The organism is Endozoicomonas sp. ALD040 (assembly GCF_049275945.1).
Lineage (GTDB): Bacteria > Pseudomonadota > Gammaproteobacteria > Pseudomonadales > Endozoicomonadaceae > Endozoicomonas_A.
Map to the genome: position 1 here is coordinate 3,922,204 of NZ_CP184829.1, position 25,622 is coordinate 3,947,825.

General features: G+C 49.0%; 25 protein-coding genes. 12 read left to right on the forward strand and 13 right to left on the reverse strand.

The window, feature by feature from the left end:
* Positions 1 to 37: 37 nt before the first annotated feature.
* Complete coding sequence (locus ACOJUN_RS14335) at positions 38 to 937, forward strand: GlxA family transcriptional regulator (RefSeq protein ID WP_422132620.1); 900 nt, start codon at positions 38 to 40, stop codon at positions 935 to 937.
* Positions 938 to 980: 43 nt separating this feature from the next.
* On the opposite strand, the gene nagA is transcribed toward ACOJUN_RS14335, so the two are convergent.
* From nagA to ACOJUN_RS14350, 3 genes are all read right to left on the reverse strand, one after another.
* A complete protein-coding gene (gene nagA, locus ACOJUN_RS14340; RefSeq protein WP_422132621.1) occupies positions 981 to 2,135 on the reverse strand; it encodes an N-acetylglucosamine-6-phosphate deacetylase in 1,155 nt (384 codons plus the stop codon).
* A gap of 123 nt (positions 2,136 to 2,258) precedes the next feature.
* Positions 2,259 to 2,915, reverse strand: coding sequence for a hypothetical protein (locus tag ACOJUN_RS14345; protein WP_422132622.1), 657 nt, complete (start codon positions 2,913 to 2,915; stop codon positions 2,259 to 2,261).
* Positions 2,916 to 3,026: 111 nt separating this feature from the next.
* On the reverse strand, positions 3,027 to 3,881 hold the full coding sequence (locus ACOJUN_RS14350; RefSeq protein WP_422132623.1) for a 6-carboxytetrahydropterin synthase: 855 nt from the start codon (positions 3,879 to 3,881) through the stop codon (positions 3,027 to 3,029).
* A gap of 205 nt (positions 3,882 to 4,086) precedes the next feature.
* On the opposite strand from ACOJUN_RS14350, the gene bioA reads away from it, so the two are divergent.
* The 4 genes from bioA (at position 4,087) to ACOJUN_RS14370 (ending at position 7,367) form a co-directional block, all read left to right on the forward strand.
* Complete coding sequence (bioA, locus tag ACOJUN_RS14355; protein ID WP_422132624.1) at positions 4,087 to 5,373, forward strand: adenosylmethionine--8-amino-7-oxononanoate transaminase; 1,287 nt, start codon at positions 4,087 to 4,089, stop codon at positions 5,371 to 5,373.
* 226 nt (positions 5,374 to 5,599) lie between these two features.
* Positions 5,600 to 5,848 carry a hypothetical protein gene (locus ACOJUN_RS14360; protein ID WP_422132625.1) on the forward strand — a complete coding sequence of 83 codons (249 nt, stop codon included), beginning with the start codon at positions 5,600 to 5,602 and terminating at the stop codon, positions 5,846 to 5,848.
* Positions 5,849 to 6,048: 200 nt separating this feature from the next.
* Entirely contained in the window at positions 6,049 to 6,693 is a 645-nt protein-coding gene (locus ACOJUN_RS14365) for an MBL fold metallo-hydrolase (protein ID WP_422132626.1), read from the forward strand.
* Positions 6,694 to 6,704: 11 nt separating this feature from the next.
* Positions 6,705 to 7,367 (forward strand): OmpA family protein, encoded by a 663-nt coding sequence (locus tag ACOJUN_RS14370; RefSeq protein ID WP_422132627.1) that lies wholly within the window; start codon positions 6,705 to 6,707, stop codon positions 7,365 to 7,367.
* 87 nt (positions 7,368 to 7,454) lie between these two features.
* On the opposite strand, the gene ACOJUN_RS14375 is transcribed toward ACOJUN_RS14370, so the two are convergent.
* The 5 genes from ACOJUN_RS14375 to hemJ all read right to left on the reverse strand — a co-directional run bounded on the left by ACOJUN_RS14375 (position 7,455) and on the right by hemJ (position 13,110).
* Positions 7,455 to 7,739, reverse strand: a complete 285-nt coding sequence (locus tag ACOJUN_RS14375) for a GDCCVxC domain-containing (seleno)protein (protein ID WP_422137076.1) — start codon at positions 7,737 to 7,739, stop codon at positions 7,455 to 7,457.
* 259 nt (positions 7,740 to 7,998) lie between these two features.
* Complete coding sequence (gene pta, locus ACOJUN_RS14380; RefSeq protein ID WP_422132628.1) at positions 7,999 to 10,095, reverse strand: phosphate acetyltransferase; 2,097 nt, start codon at positions 10,093 to 10,095, stop codon at positions 7,999 to 8,001.
* A 66-nt stretch (positions 10,096 to 10,161) separates the two neighbouring features.
* Positions 10,162 to 11,349 (reverse strand): acetate kinase, encoded by a 1,188-nt coding sequence (locus tag ACOJUN_RS14385; RefSeq protein ID WP_422132629.1) that lies wholly within the window; start codon positions 11,347 to 11,349, stop codon positions 10,162 to 10,164.
* 414 nt (positions 11,350 to 11,763) lie between these two features.
* Positions 11,764 to 12,591, reverse strand: a complete 828-nt coding sequence (locus ACOJUN_RS14390) for a DUF805 domain-containing protein (RefSeq protein ID WP_422132630.1) — start codon at positions 12,589 to 12,591, stop codon at positions 11,764 to 11,766.
* Between the two features lie 96 nt (positions 12,592 to 12,687).
* Positions 12,688 to 13,110 carry a protoporphyrinogen oxidase HemJ gene (gene hemJ, locus ACOJUN_RS14395; RefSeq protein WP_422132631.1) on the reverse strand — a complete coding sequence of 141 codons (423 nt, stop codon included), beginning with the start codon at positions 13,108 to 13,110 and terminating at the stop codon, positions 12,688 to 12,690.
* A gap of 383 nt (positions 13,111 to 13,493) precedes the next feature.
* Between hemJ and argC the strand changes: the two genes are divergently transcribed.
* Positions 13,494 to 14,528 (forward strand): N-acetyl-gamma-glutamyl-phosphate reductase, encoded by a 1,035-nt coding sequence (gene argC, locus ACOJUN_RS14400; RefSeq protein ID WP_422132632.1) that lies wholly within the window; start codon positions 13,494 to 13,496, stop codon positions 14,526 to 14,528.
* A gap of 266 nt (positions 14,529 to 14,794) precedes the next feature.
* Entirely contained in the window at positions 14,795 to 15,310 is a 516-nt protein-coding gene (locus tag ACOJUN_RS14405; protein ID WP_422132633.1) for a TIGR00645 family protein, read from the forward strand.
* Positions 15,311 to 15,516: 206 nt separating this feature from the next.
* Here the strand turns inward: ACOJUN_RS14405 and ACOJUN_RS14410 are convergent, their stop codons facing one another.
* Positions 15,517 to 16,029 carry a GNAT family N-acetyltransferase gene (locus tag ACOJUN_RS14410; RefSeq protein ID WP_422132634.1) on the reverse strand — a complete coding sequence of 171 codons (513 nt, stop codon included), beginning with the start codon at positions 16,027 to 16,029 and terminating at the stop codon, positions 15,517 to 15,519.
* A 522-nt stretch (positions 16,030 to 16,551) separates the two neighbouring features.
* Here ACOJUN_RS14410 and ACOJUN_RS14415 point away from each other — a divergent pair.
* The gene (locus tag ACOJUN_RS14415) at positions 16,552 to 16,761 is read left to right on the forward strand and encodes a cold-shock protein (RefSeq protein WP_034832746.1); all 210 of its coding nucleotides are present in this window, start codon (positions 16,552 to 16,554) and stop codon (positions 16,759 to 16,761) included.
* Between the two features lie 64 nt (positions 16,762 to 16,825).
* On the opposite strand, the gene ACOJUN_RS14420 is transcribed toward ACOJUN_RS14415, so the two are convergent.
* Together ACOJUN_RS14420 and ACOJUN_RS14425 are read right to left on the reverse strand one after the other, a co-directional pair.
* Entirely contained in the window at positions 16,826 to 16,999 is a 174-nt protein-coding gene (locus tag ACOJUN_RS14420; protein WP_422132635.1) for a hypothetical protein, read from the reverse strand.
* Positions 17,000 to 17,008: 9 nt separating this feature from the next.
* Positions 17,009 to 17,641, reverse strand: coding sequence for a CDP-alcohol phosphatidyltransferase family protein (locus tag ACOJUN_RS14425; RefSeq protein WP_422132636.1), 633 nt, complete (start codon positions 17,639 to 17,641; stop codon positions 17,009 to 17,011).
* 409 nt (positions 17,642 to 18,050) lie between these two features.
* On the opposite strand from ACOJUN_RS14425, the gene ACOJUN_RS14430 reads away from it, so the two are divergent.
* From ACOJUN_RS14430 to ACOJUN_RS14440, 3 genes are all read left to right on the forward strand, one after another.
* The gene (locus ACOJUN_RS14430) at positions 18,051 to 18,836 is read left to right on the forward strand and encodes a DUF6776 family protein (RefSeq protein WP_422132637.1); all 786 of its coding nucleotides are present in this window, start codon (positions 18,051 to 18,053) and stop codon (positions 18,834 to 18,836) included.
* 152 nt (positions 18,837 to 18,988) lie between these two features.
* The gene (erpA, locus tag ACOJUN_RS14435; RefSeq protein WP_422132638.1) at positions 18,989 to 19,345 is read left to right on the forward strand and encodes an iron-sulfur cluster insertion protein ErpA; all 357 of its coding nucleotides are present in this window, start codon (positions 18,989 to 18,991) and stop codon (positions 19,343 to 19,345) included.
* A gap of 221 nt (positions 19,346 to 19,566) precedes the next feature.
* Positions 19,567 to 20,997, forward strand: coding sequence for a hypothetical protein (locus ACOJUN_RS14440; protein ID WP_422132639.1), 1,431 nt, complete (start codon positions 19,567 to 19,569; stop codon positions 20,995 to 20,997).
* Positions 20,998 to 21,064: 67 nt separating this feature from the next.
* Here the strand turns inward: ACOJUN_RS14440 and ACOJUN_RS14445 are convergent, their stop codons facing one another.
* A complete protein-coding gene (locus ACOJUN_RS14445; RefSeq protein ID WP_422132640.1) occupies positions 21,065 to 22,192 on the reverse strand; it encodes an anhydro-N-acetylmuramic acid kinase in 1,128 nt (375 codons plus the stop codon).
* 42 nt (positions 22,193 to 22,234) lie between these two features.
* Positions 22,235 to 23,674, reverse strand: coding sequence for an OapA family protein (locus ACOJUN_RS14450; protein ID WP_422132641.1), 1,440 nt, complete (start codon positions 23,672 to 23,674; stop codon positions 22,235 to 22,237).
* Positions 23,675 to 24,145: 471 nt separating this feature from the next.
* On the opposite strand from ACOJUN_RS14450, the gene tyrS reads away from it, so the two are divergent.
* On the forward strand, positions 24,146 to 25,453 hold the full coding sequence (tyrS, locus tag ACOJUN_RS14455; protein WP_422132642.1) for a tyrosine--tRNA ligase: 1,308 nt from the start codon (positions 24,146 to 24,148) through the stop codon (positions 25,451 to 25,453).
* Positions 25,454 to 25,622 lie beyond the last annotated feature (169 nt).

Below are 25,622 nucleotides of genomic sequence, written 5' to 3' on the forward strand. Positions count from 1 at the left end.
TCGGTTCCGGAGATTGCAGCGCAGAAAGGAGCTATGGGTGAGTAAGCCTTGCAAAGTCGGTTTTCTTTTATATCCCGACTTCTCTTTGCTGGGGTTGTCTTCAGCCCTGGAAGTGCTGAGAGCAGTTAATCAGGCGACCGGACAGTGCGTTTATGAGAGTGCTGTCATTGCAGAATCAACGGTCACGAGTAACCTGGGTCTTTCCATTGAGCCCTCTCAGTCGGCGTTGGAATTCATGGATGTGGTGATTCTGGTCGCTTCAAAAACAGGTGTTCAGATTCCTTCTGCCGCATTGTCCGAGGCATCTGTTTTGGGCGGGATTGGCAAAGGCGCCAACCTGTTGGCGAGTGCAGGCCTTCTTGATGGTTATCGTGCTCGACTGGAAGGGGCCGCTGATGCCCTTCAGGAACTCTATCCCCGGGTGGTGTTGAGCCAGACGACTTTTGAACTGGACCGAAACAGAATGACCTGTGGCGCAGGCATGGCTGCTATGGATATGACGCTCTCTCTGGTCGCCCGGGAGCAGGGGGGTTATCTTGCTGCCAGTGTATCGGAATTATTGGTGAGGGATCGTCTTGGTGGGCTGGGGACTTCTTCTTTTGTCGCGCCCCCCGTCAGAAAGCAGCAGCCACAGATTGAGGAAGCAACACAGTTGATGGCTGCCAATATAGAAGAGCCACTGGGTGCCGATGAACTGGCTTCTCTGGTGGGTATTTCCCGTAGACAGTTGGAACGACTGTTTCGAAAATATCTGGATACTGTGCCTTCCAGGCACTACTTGAAGCTCAGGCTTGAGTGCGCCAGAAAGCTGCTCAGGGAGACTGACAGGCCGGTAGTGGATGTGGGGGTTGCTTGTGGCTTCTCTAATGCTTCACATTTCAGCACGGCGTATAAAAACCATTTTGATCTGACGCCCAGGGAAGAGCGGCAATCGTAAGTTAGCCTTCTACAGTAGTCAGCCGCACCACCGGAGCAAGATATCAATACAGGCTGAAAACCTGCCTGCCGTCGATAAAAGTCATCAGGACCTCGTGATTTTTGTTCATAACCGCTATGGATGCACGCTTACCGACCTTAATGCTGCCCAGTTCGTCCTGCAGGCCGAGCAAAGTCGCTGGTGTCAGAGAAGCCATGTGAACAGCGCTCAGAGGGTCTACAGCCACTTTTTCGATCATGTTGGCGACGGCACGATTCAGTGTCAGGGTGCTTCCTGCCAGAGCACCCGATTCGGTTCTGGCAACACCGTCTTTGACATGAACTGTCAACAGTCCCAGCTGGTATTCCCCGTCGCTCAATCCACCTGCACAGATGCAATCGGTGATCAAAGCGGTTTTATCAGCCCCTTTGAGACGGTAAACCAGGTCCATCACTATGGGGTCAACATGAACTCCGTCTGCTATCAATTCTGCATAGATATCCCGGTGGTGCAGAACAGCACCGGCGGTACCGGGTTGACGATGATGCAATCCGAGCATCTGGTTAAAAATATGAACGCCGCCCACGGCTCCCGCTGCAAAGGCTTTCTTGCAGACATCGTAAGTAGCGCCTGTGTGTCCAATCATGACGCGGACATTCTTGCTGGTCAGGTATTCAATTGCTTCAATGCCGCCCTCAATTTCAGGGGCCAGAGCCAGTGAGCGAAGGGTGCCACCCGATGCTGCCAGCAACTCGTCGAGTCTTTCTTTTGTGGGCTTCAGGAAATAGCTGCTTTCATGGGCGCCTTTGAAACGTTCGGAAAAAAATAGGGCTTCACTGTAGGAACCCAGCACTTCTGCACCCTCAACGCCCTGCTCGATACAGTGCTTGACGTTTCTCAGGGCCGCGAGGTTTCTTTCCCAGGTATCAGTAACGGTGGTGGCAAGAAAGCCTACGACACCTTTAGCAGCAATGGTTTTTGAGATGGTGTTAATGGCTTCGTGGCTGGCATCCATGACGTCAAAGCCACCGCTGCCATGAATATGCAGATCAATGAGGCCGGGGACAATTTGACTGTCTCCCAGATCCGTGATCTCCGCGCCTTCTTCAGGCACACAGTCAATAGCGGCAATACGGCCGTCCGTTATTTTTAGAAAACTGTCCTGAAGAATGCCTTCTTCAGTGAAGATCTTTTTTGCCTTCAGATAAAAAGTCGTCATGTCTCAGACCTGTCAGCAGGAAAATGACCATGATTGTACCATGACGCTAAACGGGCTCCGTAGGGTTATGATTACCTATGCTCAGGTGAGAATGCTCAGGAGCAGTGAGGTGATCATCGGTTCTCACCGGGGTGAGCTGACCCTGAGGATTTCTTCACGCACTTCGGTGAGCGCTTCCCGAAAGCTGCCATCGTATTGCTGCAATTTTTCGATGACCTCAGGCAGCATGTCCTTTAACATGCGTCCCGGATGTTCAGGCAGGGTTTCTGGCATCTGGCTTAATACCTGGTTCATTCTGCCTTCTGCCTGAATGACGATGGATTTCAGACGTTCAAACTCCAACCCCTGACTCTCCAGACTGACTTTTCTGCCAGAGCGCGACAGCGCCAGCTTATCAAGCATTGCCTGAAGCTTGATGTCGTGGTTTCCCAACATCCCTTCAATGTGCTGAAGGCCAGCCAGGTAGGCTGACGCGCTTGCTTTTCCGACGGGCGCAACAGGGGTTGCTTTGACGGCATCAGAAGCTTCTGTTAAGGCCACTTCTGGCTGTTTACCCTGAGCCATGTCTGCCCTGTAGGGACTGATAGCGGCAATCTGCCCCAGGAGTTCATGGAGGACGGCGTAATTGAATTGCAACATCTCTTCCATGTGGCTTTTCAGGTCTTGAAAAGTGAATTTTACTTCTTCTTCAACCTGTTGCTCAGCGGAAAGGCCCAATTCAGGATCTTGTCGAGGGCTTGAGGGGGAAATGGGGCGATTATTGACGTCTTCGATGGCCATAAGAAATCCGTTTCTGTTGATCGATAGATCTAATTTTAGTCCGACTTAAGACAGCTTTGGCTTGAAAGCATAAGTCTGACCCGTCAAAGACGCCTCCTGAATCAGGGGTATTTATTTTTCCGCCACAGCGCCTTTGTTAAATCCTTCAAAAGCCACAACCCGGACTGAGTGATTCGGGGTACGGGCTTTCAGGGTGGTTGCAATGTGTTCTGCCAGAAGTTCCACGGTACTGTCAGTATCAATCAGGTAGCAGCGGTCTTCTGCCAGAGTCAGCTCGAAGTAGCCCTGGTCTGAGGTATAGCCAAAGCGAAAGTGATCCCGCCTGCCTATGGTCACTTTTTCCAGCAGGTCTTCACGGGTGGCGATGTAGATATCTTTCCAGTTTTCGGCCCAGTCTGCTTCGAGCGTCGGGTCGCGCTTTCCGTCCAGGTAGATGTGGATAGGAGAACGGTGGCCATGGGCAATTCGCTGGCAGTCGCCCAGATGTTTTTTCAGGCCGTGGCTGTAGTGGTAGAAAGCACCGGAAAACTGTTCAGGATAAATATCCAGTTCAACACCGACGACGTTGTCTGGCAGTTCATCCAGCAAGGTTTTTTCGAGAAAGGGGGTCAGAGCTTCAGGGGTTATTTCCTGAGCATTGACCAGTAAAATTGCAGGGGCGGGAGCCTTGCATTCGATGACATCACCGGTACTGGTCTGCATGTTGACAGAAAGGCATTCTTCGCTCTCTGTTTTGACGGTTATTGCTCCGCGAGAAGCAGGCACAAGCAGGCGGTGGTCGGCAAGAATGTCCAGAGAAGCCTTGATCTGCTTTTTGACATGGCCGAAGTCAAAGACCATGCCCTGTTCATCCAGATCGCCCCGAAGCACGACATCGACCAGCCAGGTTTCCCCTACAACCCCGCGTTCCGGAGAAAGGTAACTGAAATCAAGTGTGGTGAGTTGATTGACGAACAGTGCGGTCATTGGTTTCTGGTTCTACTGTGATTGAAGAAAACGGGGTGAAGAAAAATAATGAGTTAAAGAGCAATTGTAACTCATTTCTCGAGGCGATTCAGTGCCCGGCTAAATTCTGTGGAATGGATTTTCATTTGGCCGCCCAGTGAATTGTTGCGGGGATTTAGCTTATTATTCATCGCATCCTGAACACCTGAAAACCTTGGAGTCCATTTTGGATCGAACCATCACACAATCTGATCTTGAATTTGATGCCCGGCATATCTGGCACCCTTATGGGACAACACCCAGCCAGTATAAACTGTTTGCCGTTGAAAGTGCTTCAGGGGTCAGGCTCCGCTTGAGTGATGGCAGAGAAGTGATTGACGGGATGTCCTCCTGGTGGTGTACGGTCCACGGCTATAATCATCCGTTTATGAATCAGGCCATTAAGGATCAGGTCGATTCAATGTCCCATGTCATGTTCGGTGGGTTGACCCATAAGCCCGCCATTGAACTGTCTCGCAGACTGGTTGAGTTGACACCCGAACCGATCAAAACCGTATTTTTTGCGGATTCAGGTTCAGTCGCTGTAGAAGTAGCCATCAAGATGGCCATGCAGTATTGGCAATGCAGGGGCGAGATTAACAAGAACAAGTTGCTGACATTTAAAGGCGGATACTTCGGCGATACGACCGGGGGCATGGCGGTCTGTGATCCTGACAATGGTATGCACCATCTGTTTACCGGTATTCTGCCTGAACATCATTTCGTGCCCCGTCCCGGCTGCGGCTTCGATGAGACACTTGAAGACCATCATATAGAACCTTTTCGCTCTGAACTGGAGTCCCTGAATCATCAGGTGGCCGCCGTTATTATTGAGCCTATCGTTCAGGGGGCTGGTGGAATGCATTTCTACTCCCCCGACTTTCTGAGAAAAGTCAGAGCACTCTGTGATGAGCATGAAGTCTTGCTCATTCATGATGAGATTGCCACGGGTTTTGGTCGAACCGGGAAAATGTTTGCCTGTGAACACGCCGATGTTATCCCGGATATCATGTGTGTAGGTAAAGCCCTTACCGGTGGCTATATGACGTTATCAGCTGTGATGTGCACCGAAGAAGTCAGTAAGGCCATCTGTGACACTGGTCCGATCATGCACGGACCTACTTTCATGGCTAATCCTCTGGCTTGTGCTGCCGGTGTGGCGAGCATGGATATTTTATCTTCAGGTGAGTGGGTCAATCAGGTGGCTAACATAGAGAAAAAATTATGGGCTGGTCTCTCTCCCTGTAATAAGCTTGGAGCGGTGGCTAACGTACGGGTTCTGGGAGCTATTGGTGTGGTTGAATTGAGACAGCCGGTGGTGATGTCTGAAATTCAACCCCGTTTCCCAGAACAGGGGGTATGGGTCAGACCTTTCGGTAAACTGGTTTATGTTATGCCACCTTATGTCATTTCAGATGAAGATCTGGATACTCTGTGCAAAGCCATTTGTACGGTTGTTGAGTCCATCCGTTAACGAGCACCGTCTCGCGAGAGTGCGAATTGCAATTAATGGCTGAGCAGGGTGCGCTGAGGGATTTGGTGATTGGCGTGCCAGTGCTCAAAAAAGATTCATGGGCTCTGCAGGGGTTGTCTACAATTCTACGTGCTATCCGGCTCGGATAGTCGGTTATAGAGTTCCGGTGGCCCTCGTTCGGGCTTCCGGGCTGGCACTTCCCAAGGCTGCTGCTGGAGGTTTAGTTATGGCTCTCCGTTTTGATCTGCCTGATCTGCTGGAAGACTTTGACGAAGAACAGGGCTCTTGTGACGCAGAACCCTGCTATCCCTACCCGATATTTGGCGGGTTGCCAGAAGAAGTCGTCATGAGGCGGCTGACCGTTTGTAATTCATTGGTCAGGCTGAATCTGCGAGGTGCTCCCGTCAATACGCGGTTGAGTATTTCTTTGAGTCAGGGTCGTGGGCGAATGAAGGTGCTGGTAAGACTTCCCTGAGATTGGAGTTGGAGTTTGGCACACCAGACACTTCGAACGTAAGCTGGCGAATAAGATCCCCCGATATGTGATAATCTTCGCGTCAAAGCCCTGTCAAAGAGTGTCCGTTCAACAGCCACTCTCTTTTCTGAATATCGATCTGGCTTTGCTGAAAACAAAAAGGTTGGAAGAAATCAAATCTTATTCGCAGGTTCCCTAGAATGACCGAGCAATATCCATCACTGATCAAAGAAACATTTCCTGTGGGGCCTTTGCAGTGTAACTGCACCATCATTGGTGACCCCATTACCAGGAAAGCCATCGTCATCGACCCCGGTGGTGATCCTGATGTGATTCTTGCCAAGTTGGAGAGTCACGGACTAAAATCAGTAGCGTTGATTCATACTCATGCTCACTTGGATCACTTCCTGGCTAGCGGTGAAATCAAGAAAAAGACTGGTGCTTCCATTCATCTTCACAAAGAAGATAAGTTCCTCTGGGATAATCTCGAAACTCAGTGTCGTATGTTTGGTGTGCCCTATAACCCTGTTCCAGATCCTGACTTCTGGCTGAATGATGATCAGGAGCTTCCTTGCTGTGGGGGGGTGGCGATGCATACTCCCGGACATACCCCTGGGTCCATGTGTTTCCACTTTGTGAAAGAGAATCTGTTGATCGCTGGAGACACCCTGTTCCGCCGATCAATTGGTAGAACGGATCTTTGGGGTGGTGACTTCAAAGCAATAGAGAAGTCCATTCGTGATCGTCTGTACACTTTGGATGAGGAAACCACTGTAGTTACAGGTCATGGTCCGGATACCTGTATTGGCGAAGAAATCCGGGAAAACAGCATTATTCGCGGTTAGGAGAAGTGAACATGTTAATGCAGCTGAAAAGAATGTCATTGGTCGTTGCCGCCGCTGCGGTCATAGCGGGTTGTCATACGACCAATCCATACACTGGTGAGAAGGAAGTCAGTAAAACCACTGCATACGGTGGCATTGGTGCAGTTACCGGTGCTGTCATTGGCGGTTTGGTCGGTGGCGGCGAAGGGGCTCTGGAGGGCGCTGCGATTGGTGCTGCAGCCGGAGCTGGCTATGGTTATTACACGGACAGGCAGGAAGCAGCGCTCAGAAAAGAGTTGCTGGGAACCGGTGTTCAGGTACAACGGGATGGAGATAACCTCAAGTTAATCATGCCCTCTAACATCACATTTGATACCAATAAGTCAGCGATCAAGTCCAGTTTCTATCCTGTTCTGGGTTCTGTTGCCAAAGTTGTCAAGGAGTTCGACAAGAATCTGGTTGACATAGTTGGCTATACCGACAGCACCGGGACTAACAAGATTAACCTGCCTCTCTCCGAGGATCGGGCCAGGAGTGTGGCGGATTATCTGATATATCAAGGGGTTTCCGGGTCACGCGTTACCTATTCTGGTGCGGGAGCCTCAGATCCTATTGGCAATAACAACACCATGCAGGGTCGTGCGCTGAACAGAAGGGTAGAGATAAATTTGATACCGGATCCCAAACATCAATAAATATTGAAAAGCCAGCCAGTGTGCCGAAACTGTTCTGAGATAAGCGTTCGTCGGCCTCACTGGCTCCTTTACGGGCTGGCAGACAGATTATCCTGCCATCGTTTGGCTCGTCTCATAGTGTGAGGCTTCCGTGGCTGCTTGTTCTTGCTTGGGTATTACTCGATAGCTTCTGCTTTCTTTCTGGCTGGTGGGGCAGGGATGGGAGCCACGAGAACAAAAGATGCAGCAGTCCCCTCTCTGGGGAGTCATCAGGTTTTTACAGCTTCTGCATTCATAGAGATAAACGCAAGCATCCAGTGGCATGGTTTCAGTTTCGGAATGGCCGCAGCAGTTACAGGTAACCGTTGACTTGGTATTAAGATGAAGTTTCATTGTCAATTTCTCTGCTTTTGTTATTTTCTTCAGGGCGTAATAATCCAATGTCGACACAGTTTCTCCTTACTTGAATGATTGTTCATAAATGTTAAGCAAGAAGTGTGACAATTATGTGTTGCCTCGAATGATTAAGAGATTATTCGCGGTCGTGTTCAGGAAGATGTGTAGCAGGATAAACAAACGACAGTGAGATGAGATATTTGATTTGCATAAATGACGGGAGAGACATTTTGTCTCCCCCGAACAAAAGGCAGAGTCAGGCTTTTTCGGCAGCAGCCTGAATAGCGGTGAGGGCAATGGTGTAGACAATATCGTCCACCAGAGCACCGCGGGAGAGGTCGTTGACCGGCTTGTTCAGACCCTGAAGCATTGGACCTACACTGATGACATTGGCACTACGCTGTACAGCTTTGTAGGTAGTATTGCCCGTATTGAGGTCCGGGAATACGAAGACAGTTGCACGACCAGCAACGTCTGAGTCGGGCGCCTTGCTCTTGGCAACAGATTCGACGGACGCAGCGTCGTACTGCAGTGGACCGTCAACCACCAGATCAGGGCGCTTCTCACGAACCAGCTGGGTAGCATCGCGAACACGCTCAACGTCTGCACCAATGCCGGAAGAGCCTGTAGAGTAGCTGATCATCGCGATGCGCGGCTCAATGCCAAAGGCTCTGGCGGAGTCGGCACTCTGAATGGCAATGTTAGCCAAAGCTTCTGCGTCAGGGTTTGGATTAACGGCGCAGTCACCGTACACCAGAACCTGATCAGGCAGCAACATAAAGAAGATGGAAGATACCAGTCCACCGGCGTCTTTTTTCGGCTTGATCAGCTGGAAAGCCGGACGGATGGTGTTGGCCGTAGTGTGGACAGCGCCGGAAACCAGGCCATCCACTTCGTCCGTGGCCAGCATCATGGTACCCAGAACAACGGTATCTTCCAGCTGAGCTTCTGCCATAGGAGCATTCAGGCCTTTATGCTTGCGCAGTTCGACCATGGGCTCAATGTAACGCTGACTGATACTCCTGGGGTCCATAATAATCAGCCCTTCTGGCAGATCAAAACCGTTGTCACGAGCGACCTGTTCAATAACTTCGCGATTACCCAGCAGGATACACTCGGCAATGCCGCGTTCCTGACAGATGATGGCAGCCTGAATGGTTCTTGGCTCATCACCTTCTGGCAGAACAATGCGTTTGCGAGCTGCTTTTGCCTGTTGCACCAGACTGTAGCGAAATGCCGGAGGCGAAAGACGACGCTCTGTCAGACCTCCGCAGTGCTGCTTGAACCAGTTGTTATTAAGATTCTCGGCGATGGTGTTCATCACTTTTTCAATACGCTCCATGTCGTCCAGAGGCAGCTCGTCACTCATGCGATCCAGACGGGTAGCGGTCGTATAAGAGTCATCTTCAGTCATCAGGACTGGCAGACCGGTAGAGAATGCTTTGGCACAGAGCTCCTGAACAGCCTTGGACATTCTGATTCCGCTGGTGAGTAACAATCCGGGCAGGGGAACACCGTTGGAGGCTGCCATAGAGGTTGCCAGAACAATATCATCACGGTCACCGGCAGTAATGATCAGATTACCGGGCTTCAGGTATTGGATCATGTTACTGGGAGTTCTGGCACTCAGTGTGTAGGAATTAACACGACGCTGGGCAATGTCACCTTCGTTAATGACTTCACAACCCAGATGGCGGGCAATGTCCAGAGTGCGGTGTGAACTCAGCTGTGGATCGTAGCTGATGTAACCCAGGGGCAAGAAGCTCTTGCGAGTAAACTCGGGCAAGGGTCTGAATTGTTGATCTTCAGTCAGTTGCTCAACCAGCTCTTTATCCAGTTTGTTCAGGATATAACCGATGACACTGGGGTTTTTGATGCCACCAAAACTGTCGGCAGCAATTTCCAGTTTATCTGCAACATCTTCCAGAGAGTCCTTGCCTTTTTCTGAAACCAGAATAATATCGGCGTTCAATGTTCTGGCCATATCGCTGTTAAGGCGGTTGGCATAAGGCATGTCACGGGTGGGAACCAAGCCTTCGACTACGACCACTTCAGCCCCTTCGGAAGCATCGTCGAATAGAGCGACAATCTCTTCCATAATCTCATCACCTTTATTGTCTCCCAGCAGGTTTTCAACCCTTTGGGTGGTAATCGGTGTCGGTGGCTCATGGTCCATAATACGCTGAGCCAGTCGTGTAGAACGCTCAGGTCCTTTATCCGTCGTATGCAACTGGGCAATGGGCTTAAAGAATTTTACCCTCAGGCCCAGAGTGTCGAGTGCCCGCACCAGACCCAGGGAGACTGAAGTCAGGCCGACTCCATATCGGGTTGGGGCCAGAAAAAACGTACGCATAATGCAGCTCCAGAAATGTTCGCAAGCAAGTCAAACATGGGGTCTTCAGGCAGACCCCAGGTTGAATCAGGCGATCAGGGCCTGAGTGTCACGGGAAATCATTAGCTCTTCGTTGGTGGTCACGACCATTGCAATCGTTGAGCCTTCCTCGGTAATAACACCGCTTCTGCCCCGGAAAGTTTCATCATTGAGCTTGTTGTCTACCTTGAAGCCGAAAATGCTCAGGCGTTCAATAACGTTCTTGCGAATGACGCTGGAGTTCTCTCCGATACCGCCGGTGAATACCAGGGCATCAATCTTACCCATGGCGGCAGCAAAACCCGCTACTTTTTCAGCCAGAACATGGCAGAAAACGTCCAGGGTCAGTTGCGCACGTTCATTGCCTTGAGCTGCAGCGTCTTCAATAACACGACAGTCGCTGTCCATTTCAGACAGGCCCAGTAGACCGCTCTTCTTATTCAGCAGGTCGGTGGCTTCTTCCAGGGTGTAGCCCAGAGTTTTGTTCAGGAAGTTGAAGAGGTTGGGGTCAACATCACCGGAACGGGTGCCCATAACCAGACCTTCCAGAGGTGTCAGGCCCATAGTGGTATCAATGGACTTGCCATTCTTGATCGCACAGGCAGAGGCTCCGTTACCCAGATGAGCTACCACGAGATTGCTGTCATTGATATCCAGACCCAGCATGTCGGCAGCAGCCTGACCGACATAGCGATAGCTGGTTCCATGAAAGCCGTAACGACGAACACCGTGTTCTTTGTACAGGCTGTATGGAATCGGGTAGAGGTAAGCTTCGGCTGGCATGGTCTGATGGAATGCAGTGTCAAAAACAACAACATTGGGCAGGCCCGGGAAAATTTTCTGGGCGGCACGGATACCTGCAAGGTTGGCTGGGCTATGCAGAGGAGCCAGCTTGGTGCCGTCTTCAATCGCCTGCAGAACCTCATCTGTGACCAGACAGGACTTGGAGAACTTCTCTCCACCGTGAACAACGCGGTGACCAATGGCGGAGATGCCTTCTACCAGACCTTCTTCACGCAGGAGGCCCATGAGTGCTTCCAAAGCTGCTTCGTGTGCAGCCAGTCCGAGCGCCTGAGAGCCTTTCTCGCCCTTGACCTTCCAGCGCAGAACCGCTTCGCTGCTGTCCAGGCGTTCAGCGATGCCGTTGATTTTCTCTTCTTCCGTTGTCGGGTTAATCACTGCGAATTTGAGGGATGAGCTGCCGCAGTTGATGACCAGAATGCTGTCTTTGCTCATTGAAATAGTACCTAGCAGAATACTTGCAATGGGAGGCTGACCGATTGACTCCGGTCAGCCTTCTGAAGGGGTATGTGTCAACAGTAGTTTGACTCTGTGTGCCGAAGCACCCTGAGTTCAATACTGAAGGAACTGTTTGCATCATGGTGGCCCGCAGGACAGATATTCGAAAACCAGGGATGAATAAAAATGCTTTGCAATTCACCAGACGAATATCGGCTCATAATACGGGCAACGTTATAAAAGTTTCGATTATAACCATTGATGCAGGTCAGTGGACTGCGTAAAGATGCGTATTCAGATACTATTTTTGAATGCCTCTATCGGAATTTCTACAGTCCGGGGAAAGGTATTCCGCAGATAGGAAAATCATATCGTTAGAATCTGTTCAGGGCACAAAGGTAATTTAGCCTTTTATCCCGGATACTCAAGCCCCGTCCATTTCTTGGTCGCTTCAGGCAACATCTGAATCCAGGTCACCAGTTGTTCCTGATAGAGATAAGCGCCAGCGACTCCAACAAGCATCAATGAGATGGGAAGATAAATGCCCAGTGCACGTGTCAGATTGGCTGGTGGTAACGGCTGCTCCCCATAGTTGTTTTTTCCTTCTGTGCCCGGCCCGATACTGAGCCAGAAAAGCAGCAGAATATTGACCACTGGAATGACCAGAAACAGCCACAGCCAGCCGCTTCGATCCATATCGTGAAGTCGGGTAATGACCAGATAAAGTGTAAGCATGATTGCCAGACTGTGAATGCCCAGAACCATTGACACAGTCTGCTGAATAGTCAGGGCTGCTCCAATCAGCATTGGTAAATAATCAGGGAGCAGGAAGGCAACAGCTTCTACAGCTACGACCAGCCAACTCATGGCCAGGTAGCGGGTTCGTCCGATGCGTCTTATCAGCCGCAATGGCTCATTACTATTTTGTCGGGGTGCTCTGGACAGCGAGGTCTCGGCAAAGATAGATGAGCTGTTTTCTTCAGTGGGTGGTAATGTTTTTGAGCCATCCAGGGTCATAATCCGGCATTGTCCACCGGCCTTTCTAATGGCTTCTTCGTATTTGCGGGCTTCTTTCCTGGTGACAGGCTTTCGAACCGCGTAGGGCTTGCCTGAAAAAAGGCGGTCAATGCGCTGCGCATCGGCATTGAACAAACGGGCCAGATTATTTTTGACTTCAGCTTCGGAAAAGCCAGGAAGAATCTGCCCTTTGAATATGACTTTATAATCTTTGCGCTTCATAACTGGATCCCCCGAGCTTTGGAAACACCTGTTCGGGGTGTCACCACTCAGGGCGTCTTATCGGCAGATATGCCGGAAACGCAAGGTTGTTAATCCTTAGAAGGGACGGACTACAACCAGAATTACAATAGCCACCAGAAGCAGAACCGGCACTTCATTAAAAATACGGTAGAATTTGTCTGACTTAGTGTTGGCATCATTGGCAAACTTTTTCAGGAACGCGCCACACATGTGGTGATAGCCAATCAGCAGAACCACCAATGCCAGCTTGGCGTGCATCCAGCCACTGCTCATATAATAGGACGGGTTGAAACGGAGTAACCAGATACCCAGCACCAGAGTGGCGATCATGGACGGCAGGGCAATCCCACGGTAAAGCTTGCGCTCCATGATCTTGAATCGTTCATTACTGACCTGATCTTCGCTCATGGCGTGATAAACAAAGAGTCTTGGCAGGTAGAAAAGGGCTGCAAACCAACAGACCATGGCGATAATATGAAAGGCTTTAACCCAGAGCATGCGCGAGATCCTTGATTTTTGATTACTGATAGCGGATAGAGAGTAGCGGAAAAGACGCCAGAGTTCGATATCCGGGTGAAAGGGTGAGTGAATTCCTGAGTATTGTAAACCGGCTAGGTTGTGTTATGAACGTTGTTTTGTTGAAACCCTGCTGTTAGAGTGACTCGCTGTCTTAAACAGTCTTTGCATGCTGGTGAGAGCTTGCGGGATATTTATCGTAGTCTTGGGCCAAATAGCATCATCTTTTAGCAAAATCGCCGTAAACCCTCGACAAGGCGGGGAGTGTCACAAAGAATATTTGCAGAAGCGAGTCTTGAAAGAGCTTTTATAAATATTTATTCTATTATTTTAAATAAATATTCTATTTTTAAGGCGTTGTATCCATGATCAAGGTAGGCATTGTTGGTGGTACCGGCTATACCGGAGCAGAGTTGCTGCGTCTTTTGGCGATTCATCCCGACGTTGAAGTAACGGTGATTACTTCAAGAAAAGAGGCAGGCAAGCCCGTCAGTGAGCTATATCCAGGGCTTAGAGGCAAGATGGATATTGTCTATTCACAGCCAGACGATGATGTCTTGGCCACCTGTGATCTTGTGTTCTTCGCAACGCCCAACGGAATTGCCATGAATTCCGTGCCCAAACTGTTGGACAAAGGTGTGAAAGTCGTGGATCTGGCTGCTGATTTTCGTCTGTCCAGCGCTACTGACTGGAAGCAATGGTATGGTATTGATCATGCCTGTCCCGAACTGCTGGCAGAAGCGGTCTATGGTTTGCCAGAAATGAATCGGGAGTCCATTAAAACTGCGCAGTTGGTGGCTAATCCGGGCTGTTATCCGACAGCTGCACAGCTGGGTCTGTTGCCATTGATGGAAAATGCTCTGGTAGAAGGCAGTGTTATTATAGATGCCAAGTCAGGAGTCAGCGGCGCTGGTCGTGAAGCCAAAGTGGCCAGTTTGTTGTGCGAAGTTTCGGAGTCATTCAAGGCGTACGGTGTGCCAGGCCACAGACACCTGCCAGAAATCAGACAGGGAATAGGCAGAATGGGGGGGCAGGGTTACAGGGGCGAGCTGGTTTTTGTGCCCCACCTTGTCCCCATGATCAGGGGGATTCATGCAACGTCCTATGTTTCGGTAAAAGATCACTCCATTGATCTTCAGGCGTTGTATGAAAACAAGTTCAGTCATGAACCTTTTGTTGATGTTTTGCCTGCAGGCAGTCATCCGGAAACCCGTTCAGTCAAATCCTGTAATCAGTGCCGCATTTCCGTTCATCGTCCTCTGGACGGCGATACCGTAGTTATTCTGTCGGTCATAGATAATCTGGTGAAGGGGGCGGCAGGTCAGGCCATTCAGAACATGAATATCATGTGCGAACTGAATGAAACAGCAGGCCTTGATGCGCCTGCTTTGATGCCTTGATATTTTTTTGTGAGCCTGTTCGGGTTGTCGATGCTCCATCCTTGCCTGGCAGGTTGCATAGACTGAGCGTTATTTTTGGTCAAAGGACACTTCCGCTTGAGGGGTAGACATCAAAAGAGCAAGTATACTGGGTAATGGCTTCTTCAAGTCTTTCATGCGTCGGCACTGCTCGGTTCGCAAATCATTACGACTTTTGTAATTTCGCTTAGAATAATTGTGCTATATTCTGCGACCTTTAATGATCTACCGACTGATCTGGCATATCCATGGAAAAACTGTTTGAAAAGCTGCTCTATTCTGTCCGTTGGCTTCTTGCGCCAATTTACATCGGCTTGAGTCTTGTCCTGATCGCTTTATTGATTGAGTTTTTTCAGAGTGTTACTAACCTGCTGCTCGACGTTTCTAATATGAATGAGACGCAGGTAATACTCAAGGTGCTTACGCTAGTTGATTTAGCTCTGGTTGGGGGCCTGATCGTTATGGTTATGTATGCCGGTTATGAAAATTTTGTTTCTAAAATAGACCTGGATGAGAGTTCTGAGAAGCTCAGCTGGTTAGGTAAAATGGATACCAGCTCACTTAAGGCCAAGGTTGCTGCCTCCATTGTAGCCATCTCCTCAATCCACTTGCTCAAAATGTTTATGAATACGGTTAATATCCCAAATGACAAGTTGATGTGGGCGGCGCTGATACATCTGACCTTTGTTGCCTCAGCGTTCTTTATGGGCCTGCTCGATCTCCTGCTTTACAGAAAAGAGAAAGAGATTAATACCTCGCTTTAACGCTCTCTTACTCAGAGGTTAATCGTGTTCTCAGGCTGACTCATTCCGGTGAGCCAGTTATGACTGATATTCTTTCTCTTCTTGTATTCTTAACCTGTCCAATGCCTGAAGTATGGACTGATGGAGCGTGCACCAGAAGACCTTGCTGTGATACTGGTGGCTCAGGACAGCGTTCTGGATTTGCAGATTATTCCCGGACCTTGGTGTTATGACAGTTGTTCCAGCAGATCCGGTCTTATTCTGGCCATTTTATAGGTGCTGCTGTACTGGCCTCTGCGGAAGCAGTCAAAGCGCGACGTCCCTTCAATTTCAAACCCGTACTTTTTATACAGGGCGATTGCCTGTTTGTTTTCTGTGAAAACACCCAGTTCAATGCGAACAATATTCAGCCAGTGATCACAAAGCTGTATCATCTCGTCAACCAGTTCTGATCCTATTCCCTGTCCCTGAAAATCAGGATGTACGCTGATGCCAAAAGTAGCGACGTGTTTTTTACGTGGCTTGCTGGACATAAGAATGCCGAGATGACCTGCAACCTTGCCATTTACCTCTGCAATCAGTTGAACGGATTCATTGCTTCGGGATTGGAACAGCTGTTTCCAGTGGTCGGAGTGGTTATAGGGGATCTGGGAGGTGTTTTCTGCCAAATCCTCATATTCAAACATTTCTGCAATGTGGGGTAAGTCTCTGTCTTCCTGATGTCGTATTTTTATTTTCATGATCACTACTTCTCTGCTATAACTTCAAAACTGCAGTATTCTCTACCCAAATGTTCGATGCAAGTTATATGGCTGGGTGCTTTTCTCGAGGTGGCTGGTGTGAGCCTGGGTGTGGGAATAAGTAGCAAAGTTCAACAAAACTGTCTGTCTGGGAATTTTGGTATCTGTTTTACAAGGCTGCATGCCCTCTGATAGCGGTCTTCCAGTCGCAGGTTTTGGTGCGGAATAAGGAATCAAGGTAACGGTTATGAGAAATAATCATGCAGGTTGTCTCTATATCAATGTTGCCGGGGTTGTATCTGCTGATTTTCACGATATCTTTAATCGTGTTGTACTCATTGCTTCTGTAGCTATTTGAGATACAATTAGCTTAGCTTTAAGTTATGCCTTATATTTATGTCTTGCGTTTCGAAGTTCCATAGTTGTAGATCTTCCTGATAAATCATAAGTAGTAGCGACGCTTTCAGCTAAGCGGTCATGTTGTGTGACCACCCTATTTTTGTTCAATTTCAGGAATTGATTATGTCTGCTTCTACCGGAACAGTTAAATGGTTCAACGAGTCCAAAGGTTACGGCTTTATCAGCCAGGACTCTGGTCCGGACGTATTTGCTCACTTCAGAGCTATCGTCGGTACCGGTTTCAAAACTCTGGTCGAAGGCCAGCGTGTTAAGTTCGAGGTGACTCAGGGCGCCAAAGGCCCTCAGGCTGAGAACATTGAAGTAATCGACTGATTACTCTTCACGACCCTTCGGGCAGTGAACAAAAAAGGCAGCGCTTTGCGCTGCCTTCTTTCGTCTAGACGAACTCTTTGATGATTCTGGCTACCAGCATGATCAAAATCAGTATGATGGCTATTTTTGACAGTTTTGACTGTTTCTCCCGACTCATGGGTTTGCCGAACCGCTGTGTTGCCATGACCACTACGGCTAGCGCAATAAAGAGTAGAAACAGTATCTTCAATAATTCCATGGTTATCATTCACTGATGGGTATCGAGCTCGTCTGCCCGCCTGAGAGTCTGGTAACCTGCCCAGACTCTGGTCATGGTTGTCAGGATACAGGTTACAGCAAAAAATGCAGCCAGAATCGGGAAATACTGGGGAAACAGGCAGAAGACCACAAAAATGGCAATGGTCTCTGTACCTTCTGCCAGACCATTCAGGTAATAGAAGGATTTGTTGCTAAAGTCAGGGTCTGAGAGACCTCTCTTCTGAGCCATAATCGCATAGCCCAGAAAGCTGGAGCCCGTTCCGACGAAAGTAAAGATCAGCAGGCTGGCCATCAGGGCATTTTTTTCAGGATCGGCAAAGGCAAAGCCAAGCACGATGGCCGAATAAAAGATGAAGTCCAGGGTTATATCCAGATAGCCACCGGCATCTGAGGTTTGTGTTATTCTTGCCAGAGCACCGTCGAGCCCATCCATCAGACGATTGCAAAGAATGGCAACCAGAGCAGGCAAATAGAGTTCAAATGCCAGCAATGGCAGGGCTGTTAATCCGACCAGGAAACCAGTCAGAGTAATCTGGTCAGCCCGGACACCTGCTTTTTTCAGTGGGCGGGCAAGAAGATTCAGAGGCGATCTGATCCAGAGAGAAGTCCAGCGGTCAAGCATCAGGGTTTCAGGCAGTCTTTAGTCACAGCCGGTTATCATACCCTGATCGTGCCATAGGAGTCGAAACGTTACTGTTTTAAGCAGCCGGGAAAGTGGCTTTTGCATAGTCCAGCGGATTCTATTTGTAAGTATCTGATTAGGTGCTTATATAAGTACCTAACCAGTTAGTTTCGCATATTCTGGACGGCGGCTTTTTCCATCCTTCTGCGTTCCAACTCTGGTTGCGTAGCTATGGCTACGCGCCCGTCGTTGCGCCTTGAAGGATGAAAAAATCCACTCGCCAGAATATGCGAAACCAACTGGCCAGGTACTTAACATTAGGTTGTCGGGAGCTTGCCGGGATTGTCCCTGAAAGCATAAATTTTGCCCGGAAAGTTCATTATGCCGCTTTTTTATCAGGATAAATGAGATGCCAGATTCTCTTTCTATCAAGCCGCCGGGTAGTATGAAGGTGGTGCGTGATGATCCCGCCAGAGAGCGCAAAATCAGGCTTTTTCTGGTATTGGCCTTTGTTCTGGCTACGGGACTTTCTTATTATCTTGGGGGACGGATTTCCGATACCGAGGCAGCCAGACTGAGGCAGGAAAGCTTAGATCTAAGGAATCAGTTGCAAGACTTGTTGGGGGTAGAGGAGTCTCTCAGGCAGAAATTGGTTATTCTGGAAAGAACCAGTAAGGTGGACCGCGAGGCGGCAAACAGCATTCGTAGTGTTATACGGGATCTGGAAGATGAAAAAGCTCTGCTGAGCAAGGATCTAGCATTTTACAAGAGTATTCTTGCTCCGGAAGACAGTGCTGAAGGCATCAGGCTCTATGCATTTGATCTGCTGCAGGGTGAGGAGAAAAATCAGTATCGCTTCAGAATGGTGGTCTCTCAGGTGGCCAGAGACAACCCGTTTCTCAAAGGAACTCTGAATGTCTTTGTCAAAGGGGTGAAAGATGGTAAGAAAGAGTCTCTGTCCCTGATGGAACTGGCCGGAATGGAAAAGTCCCAGGCACTTGGGTTCCGTTATTTTCAGTCTTTCCCTGAAAACCGTGACTATATCAATCTGACGCTTCCCGACGGGTTCAAGCCCGAGAAAGTGATGGTCAGCATTAAAGTCAAAAGTGGTGCAGTGCGAAGCCTGACCAATATTCTGGACTGGCAGGAAGAGCTGGAAGGCGATGTGAAAAACGGACTGACCGAAAGTGGTTAAGTCGCCTGAGTAGTTGACTGCTTTACTGGGTTACTTGGATAATGGACGCAGCATATTAATACAGTTATACGTGCAGAGACCGTAAGAGCAGGACTCTGAGAGTATACAGAGATAGGGTTTGCCTGTGGCGATCAGGTAGCACGGGAGGATAAATGAGCGCAGTAGTTGAAACGGTAATGCCGGACCCGATCGAACTGACGGATAATGCCGCTGAGAAAGTCAATCGGCTCATGGAAGATGAAGATAACAAGTGCCTGAGGCTTCGTGTCTATGTCACTGGTGGTGGATGTTCGGGCTTTCAGTATGGTTTCAAGTTTGATGATCAACTGGCAGACGACGATACCCTGGTCAGAAAGCAGGGAGCTGAAATGGTCGTGGATTCACTGAGCTACCAGTATCTGGTCGGTGCTGAGGTCGATTACGAAGAGGGACTGGAAGGCTCCCGATTCCTGGTGAAAAATCCTAATGCAACCGCCACGTGTGGCTGCGGTTCTTCTTTTTCTATCTGAATACTCTTTTTGCCGGGCGCCAGCGCCCGGATATTCCTGTTAAGTAGCTGCTCATGCCCTCATCCTTTCAGCCCTGCCATTTGTTTGGCCAGCAGGGCAATGCTGTCAGACAAGTACTCTCTGAAGCGTCAGTAGTCCGTAACTTGAAAGTCGTCGTAACGCGTTGAATTCAGAGGCTATTATACTGATAGGTATATTAATGCATATATGGATGGTGTGTGATGGCAGATCTCTCAGGTCCTCAGGGAAGCGATGGGCCCTTATATTCGTCTTCACCTGTTAAGAATAACTGGAAAACTACCGTCAAAGCACTGCTGGGAGGCATACTGAGAAAAATCAGAAAAGCTGGCCCCCATGGGCTTCCTTCCTTGAAGACTGAGCAAGCGAAAAGTAAGCAACCAGATCCTAAGCCTCCTACAGACCTGAAGTCGAGAGTGGCAGCGAAAGCTGAAAGCAAGATTTTCATTCAGGTACTCCCTCTGCAGGGTCAATCCATTTCGGCCCCCATTCCAACGCCTGGATCTCCAGAGAGCCCCTCTTCAGTGAACGGCCAACAGGAGCGGAGTGGGAATGAAGTTGAATCGAATCGACGCAGCAATAAGAAGGCGCCAACAGTGGCACCCAGAAGAAGTAAATCATTACCGAGGCAGCCTCCTCAGGTTAAAGAGCCGACCGATGAGCTTGTTCAGAGCAAGCAACAAGAGCAACCAGATGTGAAAGAAAGGCCAGTACCTACCCCTCGGACGAGAAGAAAAAACAGCGGGGACTTGAGCGGCTCTCTGAGTAGAGCTCCGCAGCCAAAACCACGTAACCAGGGCAAAGAGGCACTTGCCGGAAATGAAAAGCCTGGACAGGCTAATATCTATGATGTACCCGGTAGACTAAAAAAAGAACCAGAATACGATGTCCCTGCTAACCGGAAGAGAAGCACTGAATATGATGTACCCGGTAATCTGAAAACAAAACAGGAATATAATGTGCCTGCTAATCGCAAGCGAAGCCCTGAATATGATGTACCTGCAAATCTGAAAGCAAAACCAGAATATGATGTGCCTGTTAATCGGATGAAAAGTACAGACTATGATATACCCAGAGACCTGAAAGTATCTTCAGATTACGATGTCCCCAAAAGTTTGAACTTCAAATCATCACCCCAGCATGCAAGTGATCCGGAAAGAGTCCGTTCGGATTCCATAGACCCATCTACTGGCGAAAATATATACCAATCGATTAATGATGAAGAGTTTGAGCTGGAGATGCTTGAATTAGAGCTGGAGTTGGAAGATGTCTCTCAGAATCTCGGTGATGCTTACGACTTTCAACCACTGTTCAATGATTCTGTTTGGCTTGATGAGCAAATGTTTTCTCTGATTAAAACCTTTAAGAGTCAGAGACCCCCGAAGTCAAATCTACTCAAGTGGGCTGCTCACATGAAACAGGAACGATCACTGATGCAACTGTATAGCAATGGTTTTGATAAGTTTAGAAAGTCTATTCGGTCTTTAATGAGTAAAGGGTTAACCTCTATTCAGGACAGGGACAAGTTGAGAAGTAGTGTCGATAAAATTAACAAAATTCTTACTCCGGCATTAATCGCCGAATACGGTGCTGAAGAAGCCAGAAAACGACTCTTGAAAGCTCCGGAAGGTTAATAGAAATCACGATTTTTCTTCAGCCTTAGTCTGGTCGAACAATTTTATCCATTGTCAGCGGTATTTATCAAGCCGGGAATATAGCCCCAAGGACCCGTTCGCCAGCAGCTCCTGTCACGGCAGGAAGGTTGCCAGGCTTTCCTGACAGTGTCTGTCTGGCCAGCCAGGCAAAGGCTACTGCTTCTACCCATTCAGGTGCTATGCCCAGAGAGGTTGTGGTTGCAACGGACAAAGGGTCAAGCTCATCTTCAATCAGTTTCATCAATTGCTTATTGTTGGCACCCCCACCACAAACCAGAAGTTCTTTGGCTGAGGGAGCGTATTGGCAGATATCCAGGGCAATGGTTTTTGCTGTCAGTAAAGTGAGTGTGGCCGCCACGTTTTGAGGTTGCAGGCCAGAAAAATTTCTCAGGTGAGACTCCAGCCAGCCCGGGTTGAAGCGTTCCCTGCCAGTGCTCTTGGGCGGCACTTCAGAAAAGTAGCTGTCATTCAGCATCGCATTCAGCAGTTGGTCATCCACGCTTCCTGATGAGGCCCATTGGCCATTGGCATCAAATTTCTGGTTGAGGTGCTGTTGGCACCAATAATCGATCAGAACGTTACCCGGACCGGTGTCAAAGCCTATGACAGCTTTCTTATGGTCTGCAGGTAACAAGCTGATATTGGACATACCGCCAATATTCAATATGACTCTGTCCAATACAGGGTTGCTGAAAACAGCGTGATGGAAGGCAGGAACAAGGGGAGCTCCCTGTCCACCTGCCGCAACATCTCGACGTCTGAAGTCGGCGACAACAGTAATCCCTGATAGTTCAGCAATCAGACCAGGGTCACCAATCTGCAGAGTGAAACCTTTTTCCGGGCGGTGGCGGATCGTTTGTCCATGGCTGCCAATGGCAGAAATCTGGTTTGAATCAACATTGGCCTGTTCCAGGAGTCGCCTGACGGCATCAGCCGATTCCCGGGCAAAAGCGGGCTCAGCCAGCGCCATTCGTTCAATTTCATCAGGACCAGGTAGTGTCAGGGCAAGAAGCTGTTCTCTGAGATTTTCAGGGAGCGGATGGGATAATGCCTGCAGCTGTCGACAGTTTCCTGATGGTGAGTGCCTGGATATCGAGTCCTCAAATTCAACCAGAACTGCGTCAATGGCATCAAGGCTGGTGCCTGACATCAGGCCGATAAAGTATTCAGGCATATCTCTGATAATCCATCATGCCCTCCCTGGAGGCTATCGTTGTTATTTCGACTCTTTCTCGTTTCTGGCCAGCATAGTTGTACCGTGCTTTTCCAGCTGGGCCATGGTTTTATTGGCAAAAGCCATAAAACGTGCCTTCTCGGCTTTGGGGATCGGTGAGGCATTAGGCAGCTTGACGGTAACGGGGTTTCTGTGAACACCATTGACCCGGAACTCGTAATGAAGGTGCGGGCCTGTAGCCCAGCCAGTCTGGCCCACATAGCCAATGGTCTGTCCCTGTTTAACCTGGCTACCTTTCTTGAATCTTTTATTTACACGACTCTGGTGGGCATAAACGGTAACAATATTATGTGGGTGCTGGATAAAGACAACATTGCCAAAACCATTCTTCCAGCCAATAAATTGAATCTTACCATCACCCGCTGCCTTGATGGGAGTGCCAGTGGGCGCTGCATAGTCTGTCCCGTTGTGAGGGCGCTTGGTTTTGAAAATTGGATGAAGGCGGTTAGGATTAAAGCTTGAACTGATCCGGGTGAAGTTCACAGGCGTTCGCAGGAATGCCTTTTTCATACTTTTGCCATCCGGAGAGTAGTAATTGCTGTCACCATGACTGCTGGTGTAACGAATGGCGGTAAAGGCTTCACCCTGGTTAATAAATGTTGCTGCGAGTATATTGCCATCACCCAGCTTCTCGTTATCCAAATATTTTTCTTCGTACATCACGTTGAAACTGTCACCGCTGCGAATATCCAGCGCGAAATCAATGTCCCAACCAAATATGCCCGCCAGCTCCATGGTCATCTTCTCGCTCAGACCAGCATTCTGGCTCGCCAGGAAAAGAGAGTTTTTGATTGAGGCTTGAGCAAAGGCAATACGCACTTCAGGCTCGAGGATTATCTTCTTACCGACGTAGCCATTCCCCTGTCTTTCATAGAGGATGCTTTCAAGTTTATTCTGGACATAGCGCAGCCGGGTCAGAACTCCTTTGCTGTTGACCCGGTATTCAAACGCCTGTCCGGGGAGAATATCGGTCAGGTTTTTGCCCAGTTTCGGAGTTCTGGAGACTTCATAGACAGTTTTGGCACTCAAACCCATATCATCAAACAAAGTTGAGAGATTATCGCCGGACTCGATAGTGATACTTCTTCGGGGGCCTAGAGCAGCTTCTTCCTTGGCCAGTCGCTCGGCTTTTTCTCTGGCCTCACGTTGCTCTCCCGTCTCTTCAGGAACCGTTTCTTCAGGCGCAGCTTTCTCCTCAAGAGCCAGTTCCTTTAGTTTTTCTTTGGGGGATGAAGATTGAAATTCGTCAATAAGCAGTTCGGTTTCTGAGCGTTTGGCCTCAACTTGTGGAGACGGCAGCAAGCCAATAACAGTCATCACCGTAGCTGCGACACCAGTTACCAGTAACAGGTGTCTTTTAGGAAAACTCTTGATGCCGCCGGGTTGCTTGCGCGTGGCACCTCTGGGGGGAAGTTTGGTCATTGCACGTATTTACTGTTGAATTACTGTTTCAGGTGCCTGCCACTTTTATGGTTCGGATCAGACAGTATTTCAAATAGCTCGTAGCTGTTTGGTTAAAGTTTTGTGAAGAATATATATGAATTATATATCTAAACGCTACATAATGAATTGATATATAGCTATAAACGAATTGTAAATGTTTTGTTGGCGGGCGTCAGGAAACCGACTCTGGCCCAAAACTCTATATATTATTAGTTGAAAGCTACCGATCTGCCCTGTTCTGTTTGTGGTTTTTTCTAAAGTAAGGTAACTAAACCGCTCTCTAAGTTAATTAATGTAATTAAACCGATTTTTCCGGCTTTGTTCTTAAGTCGTTTTATTGTACTTTTACCCGCTAAATTGAGTCTACAGCTGCCTCGGCAGTGTTTAATTCATGAGGCTGAGCCGTGATGGTTTCGCTCAGTCTCGTTGACTTCATAGCAGGATAGGTAAATGTCTGAGAGTCAAAATCCGCTTCTGAAAGATCTGCAGGCCCGCCAGCTTATCGCGCAGACCACTGCCGTGGAAGAGCTGGACGCTCATCTGAGTGAACAGCCAAGGGTTCTTTATTGCGGCTTCGATCCGACTGCAGACAGTCTGCATCTGGGACATCTGGTTCCTTTGCTGGTCCTGAAACGTTTCCAGATGGCAGGGCACAGGCCTATTGCGTTGGTGGGTGGTGCAACGGGTCTGATAGGAGATCCCAGTTTCAAAGCGGCCGAGCGACAGCTGAATACACCTGATGTTGTGGCAGGCTGGGTTGACAAGATCAAGAAACAGGTCAGCCAGTTTATCGACTTTGACTGCGGTGAGAATGCCGCTTTAGTGGTCAACAATCTGGAGTGGACTGGTGAGATGACTGCTCTGGATTTTTTGCGAGACGTCGGTAAACATTTCTCCGTCAATGCCATGATCAACAAAGAATCCGTTCAGCAGCGACTGAATCGTGAAGGTTCCGGTATCTCTTTCACCGAGTTCTCCTACGCCCTCCTTCAGGGAATGGACTTCGCTGAGCTGAATCGTCGTTATGACTGCACTCTTCAGGTGGGTGGCAGTGACCAGTGGGGTAACATTGTGGGTGGCATTGATCTGTCTCGTCGTCAGAATCAAGCCAGAACCTTTGGCCTGACTGTGCCCCTGATCACCAAGTCCGATGGTACCAAGTTTGGTAAAACCGAGGGCGGTGCGGTCTGGCTGGATCCTTCCAGGACTTCCCAGTACGCTTTCTATCAGTTCTGGATGAATACTGCGGACGCTGACGTTTACCGTTTTATGAGCTTTTTTACCTTCCTGTCACAGGAAGAGATTGAAGCGATCAAGCAAGAAGACGAAGTGCGTGAAGGTCGTCCGCAGGCCCAGCAGGTTCTTGCCAGAGAGGTCACCCTTCTGGTGCATGGTGAAGAGGGTCTGCAAGCTGCAGAACGTATTACGGAAGCTCTGTTCTCGGGAGAGATCAGCAATTTATCTGAAACGGATCTTGAACAGTTGAAGCTGGATGGGCTGCCCAGTGCAACCATCAAACGTGATCAATTGGAAGGTAATCCCATGACCCAGCTGTTTACAGAGGTTGGCATGGTGAAAAGCGGTAAGCAGGTAAAGGATGCGCTGGGTCGTAATGCGGTATTCTTCAATGGAGCAGCTCGCGGTGCTGCCGACAACATGAACCTGCCTGGGTGCTTTGCTGAAGAAAATGCCATGTATGGACGGTTCTTCCTGGTGAAACTGGGTAAGAAAAATCACTTCCTTTTTGAAGTGACCTAAAGGCTTGTGGCTGGCTCCCAACTCTTTGAAGACATCTCCAAGGCTCTGTTAAGTTCAGAGCCTCTGTAAAGCTTTTCATGAGGGAATCTTTGTGGAATGGCCTGCAAGACGTTTCTGGGTCATCGTTGGCACGGTACAATGGCAATTTCCGATACTGTCTTCATATAGT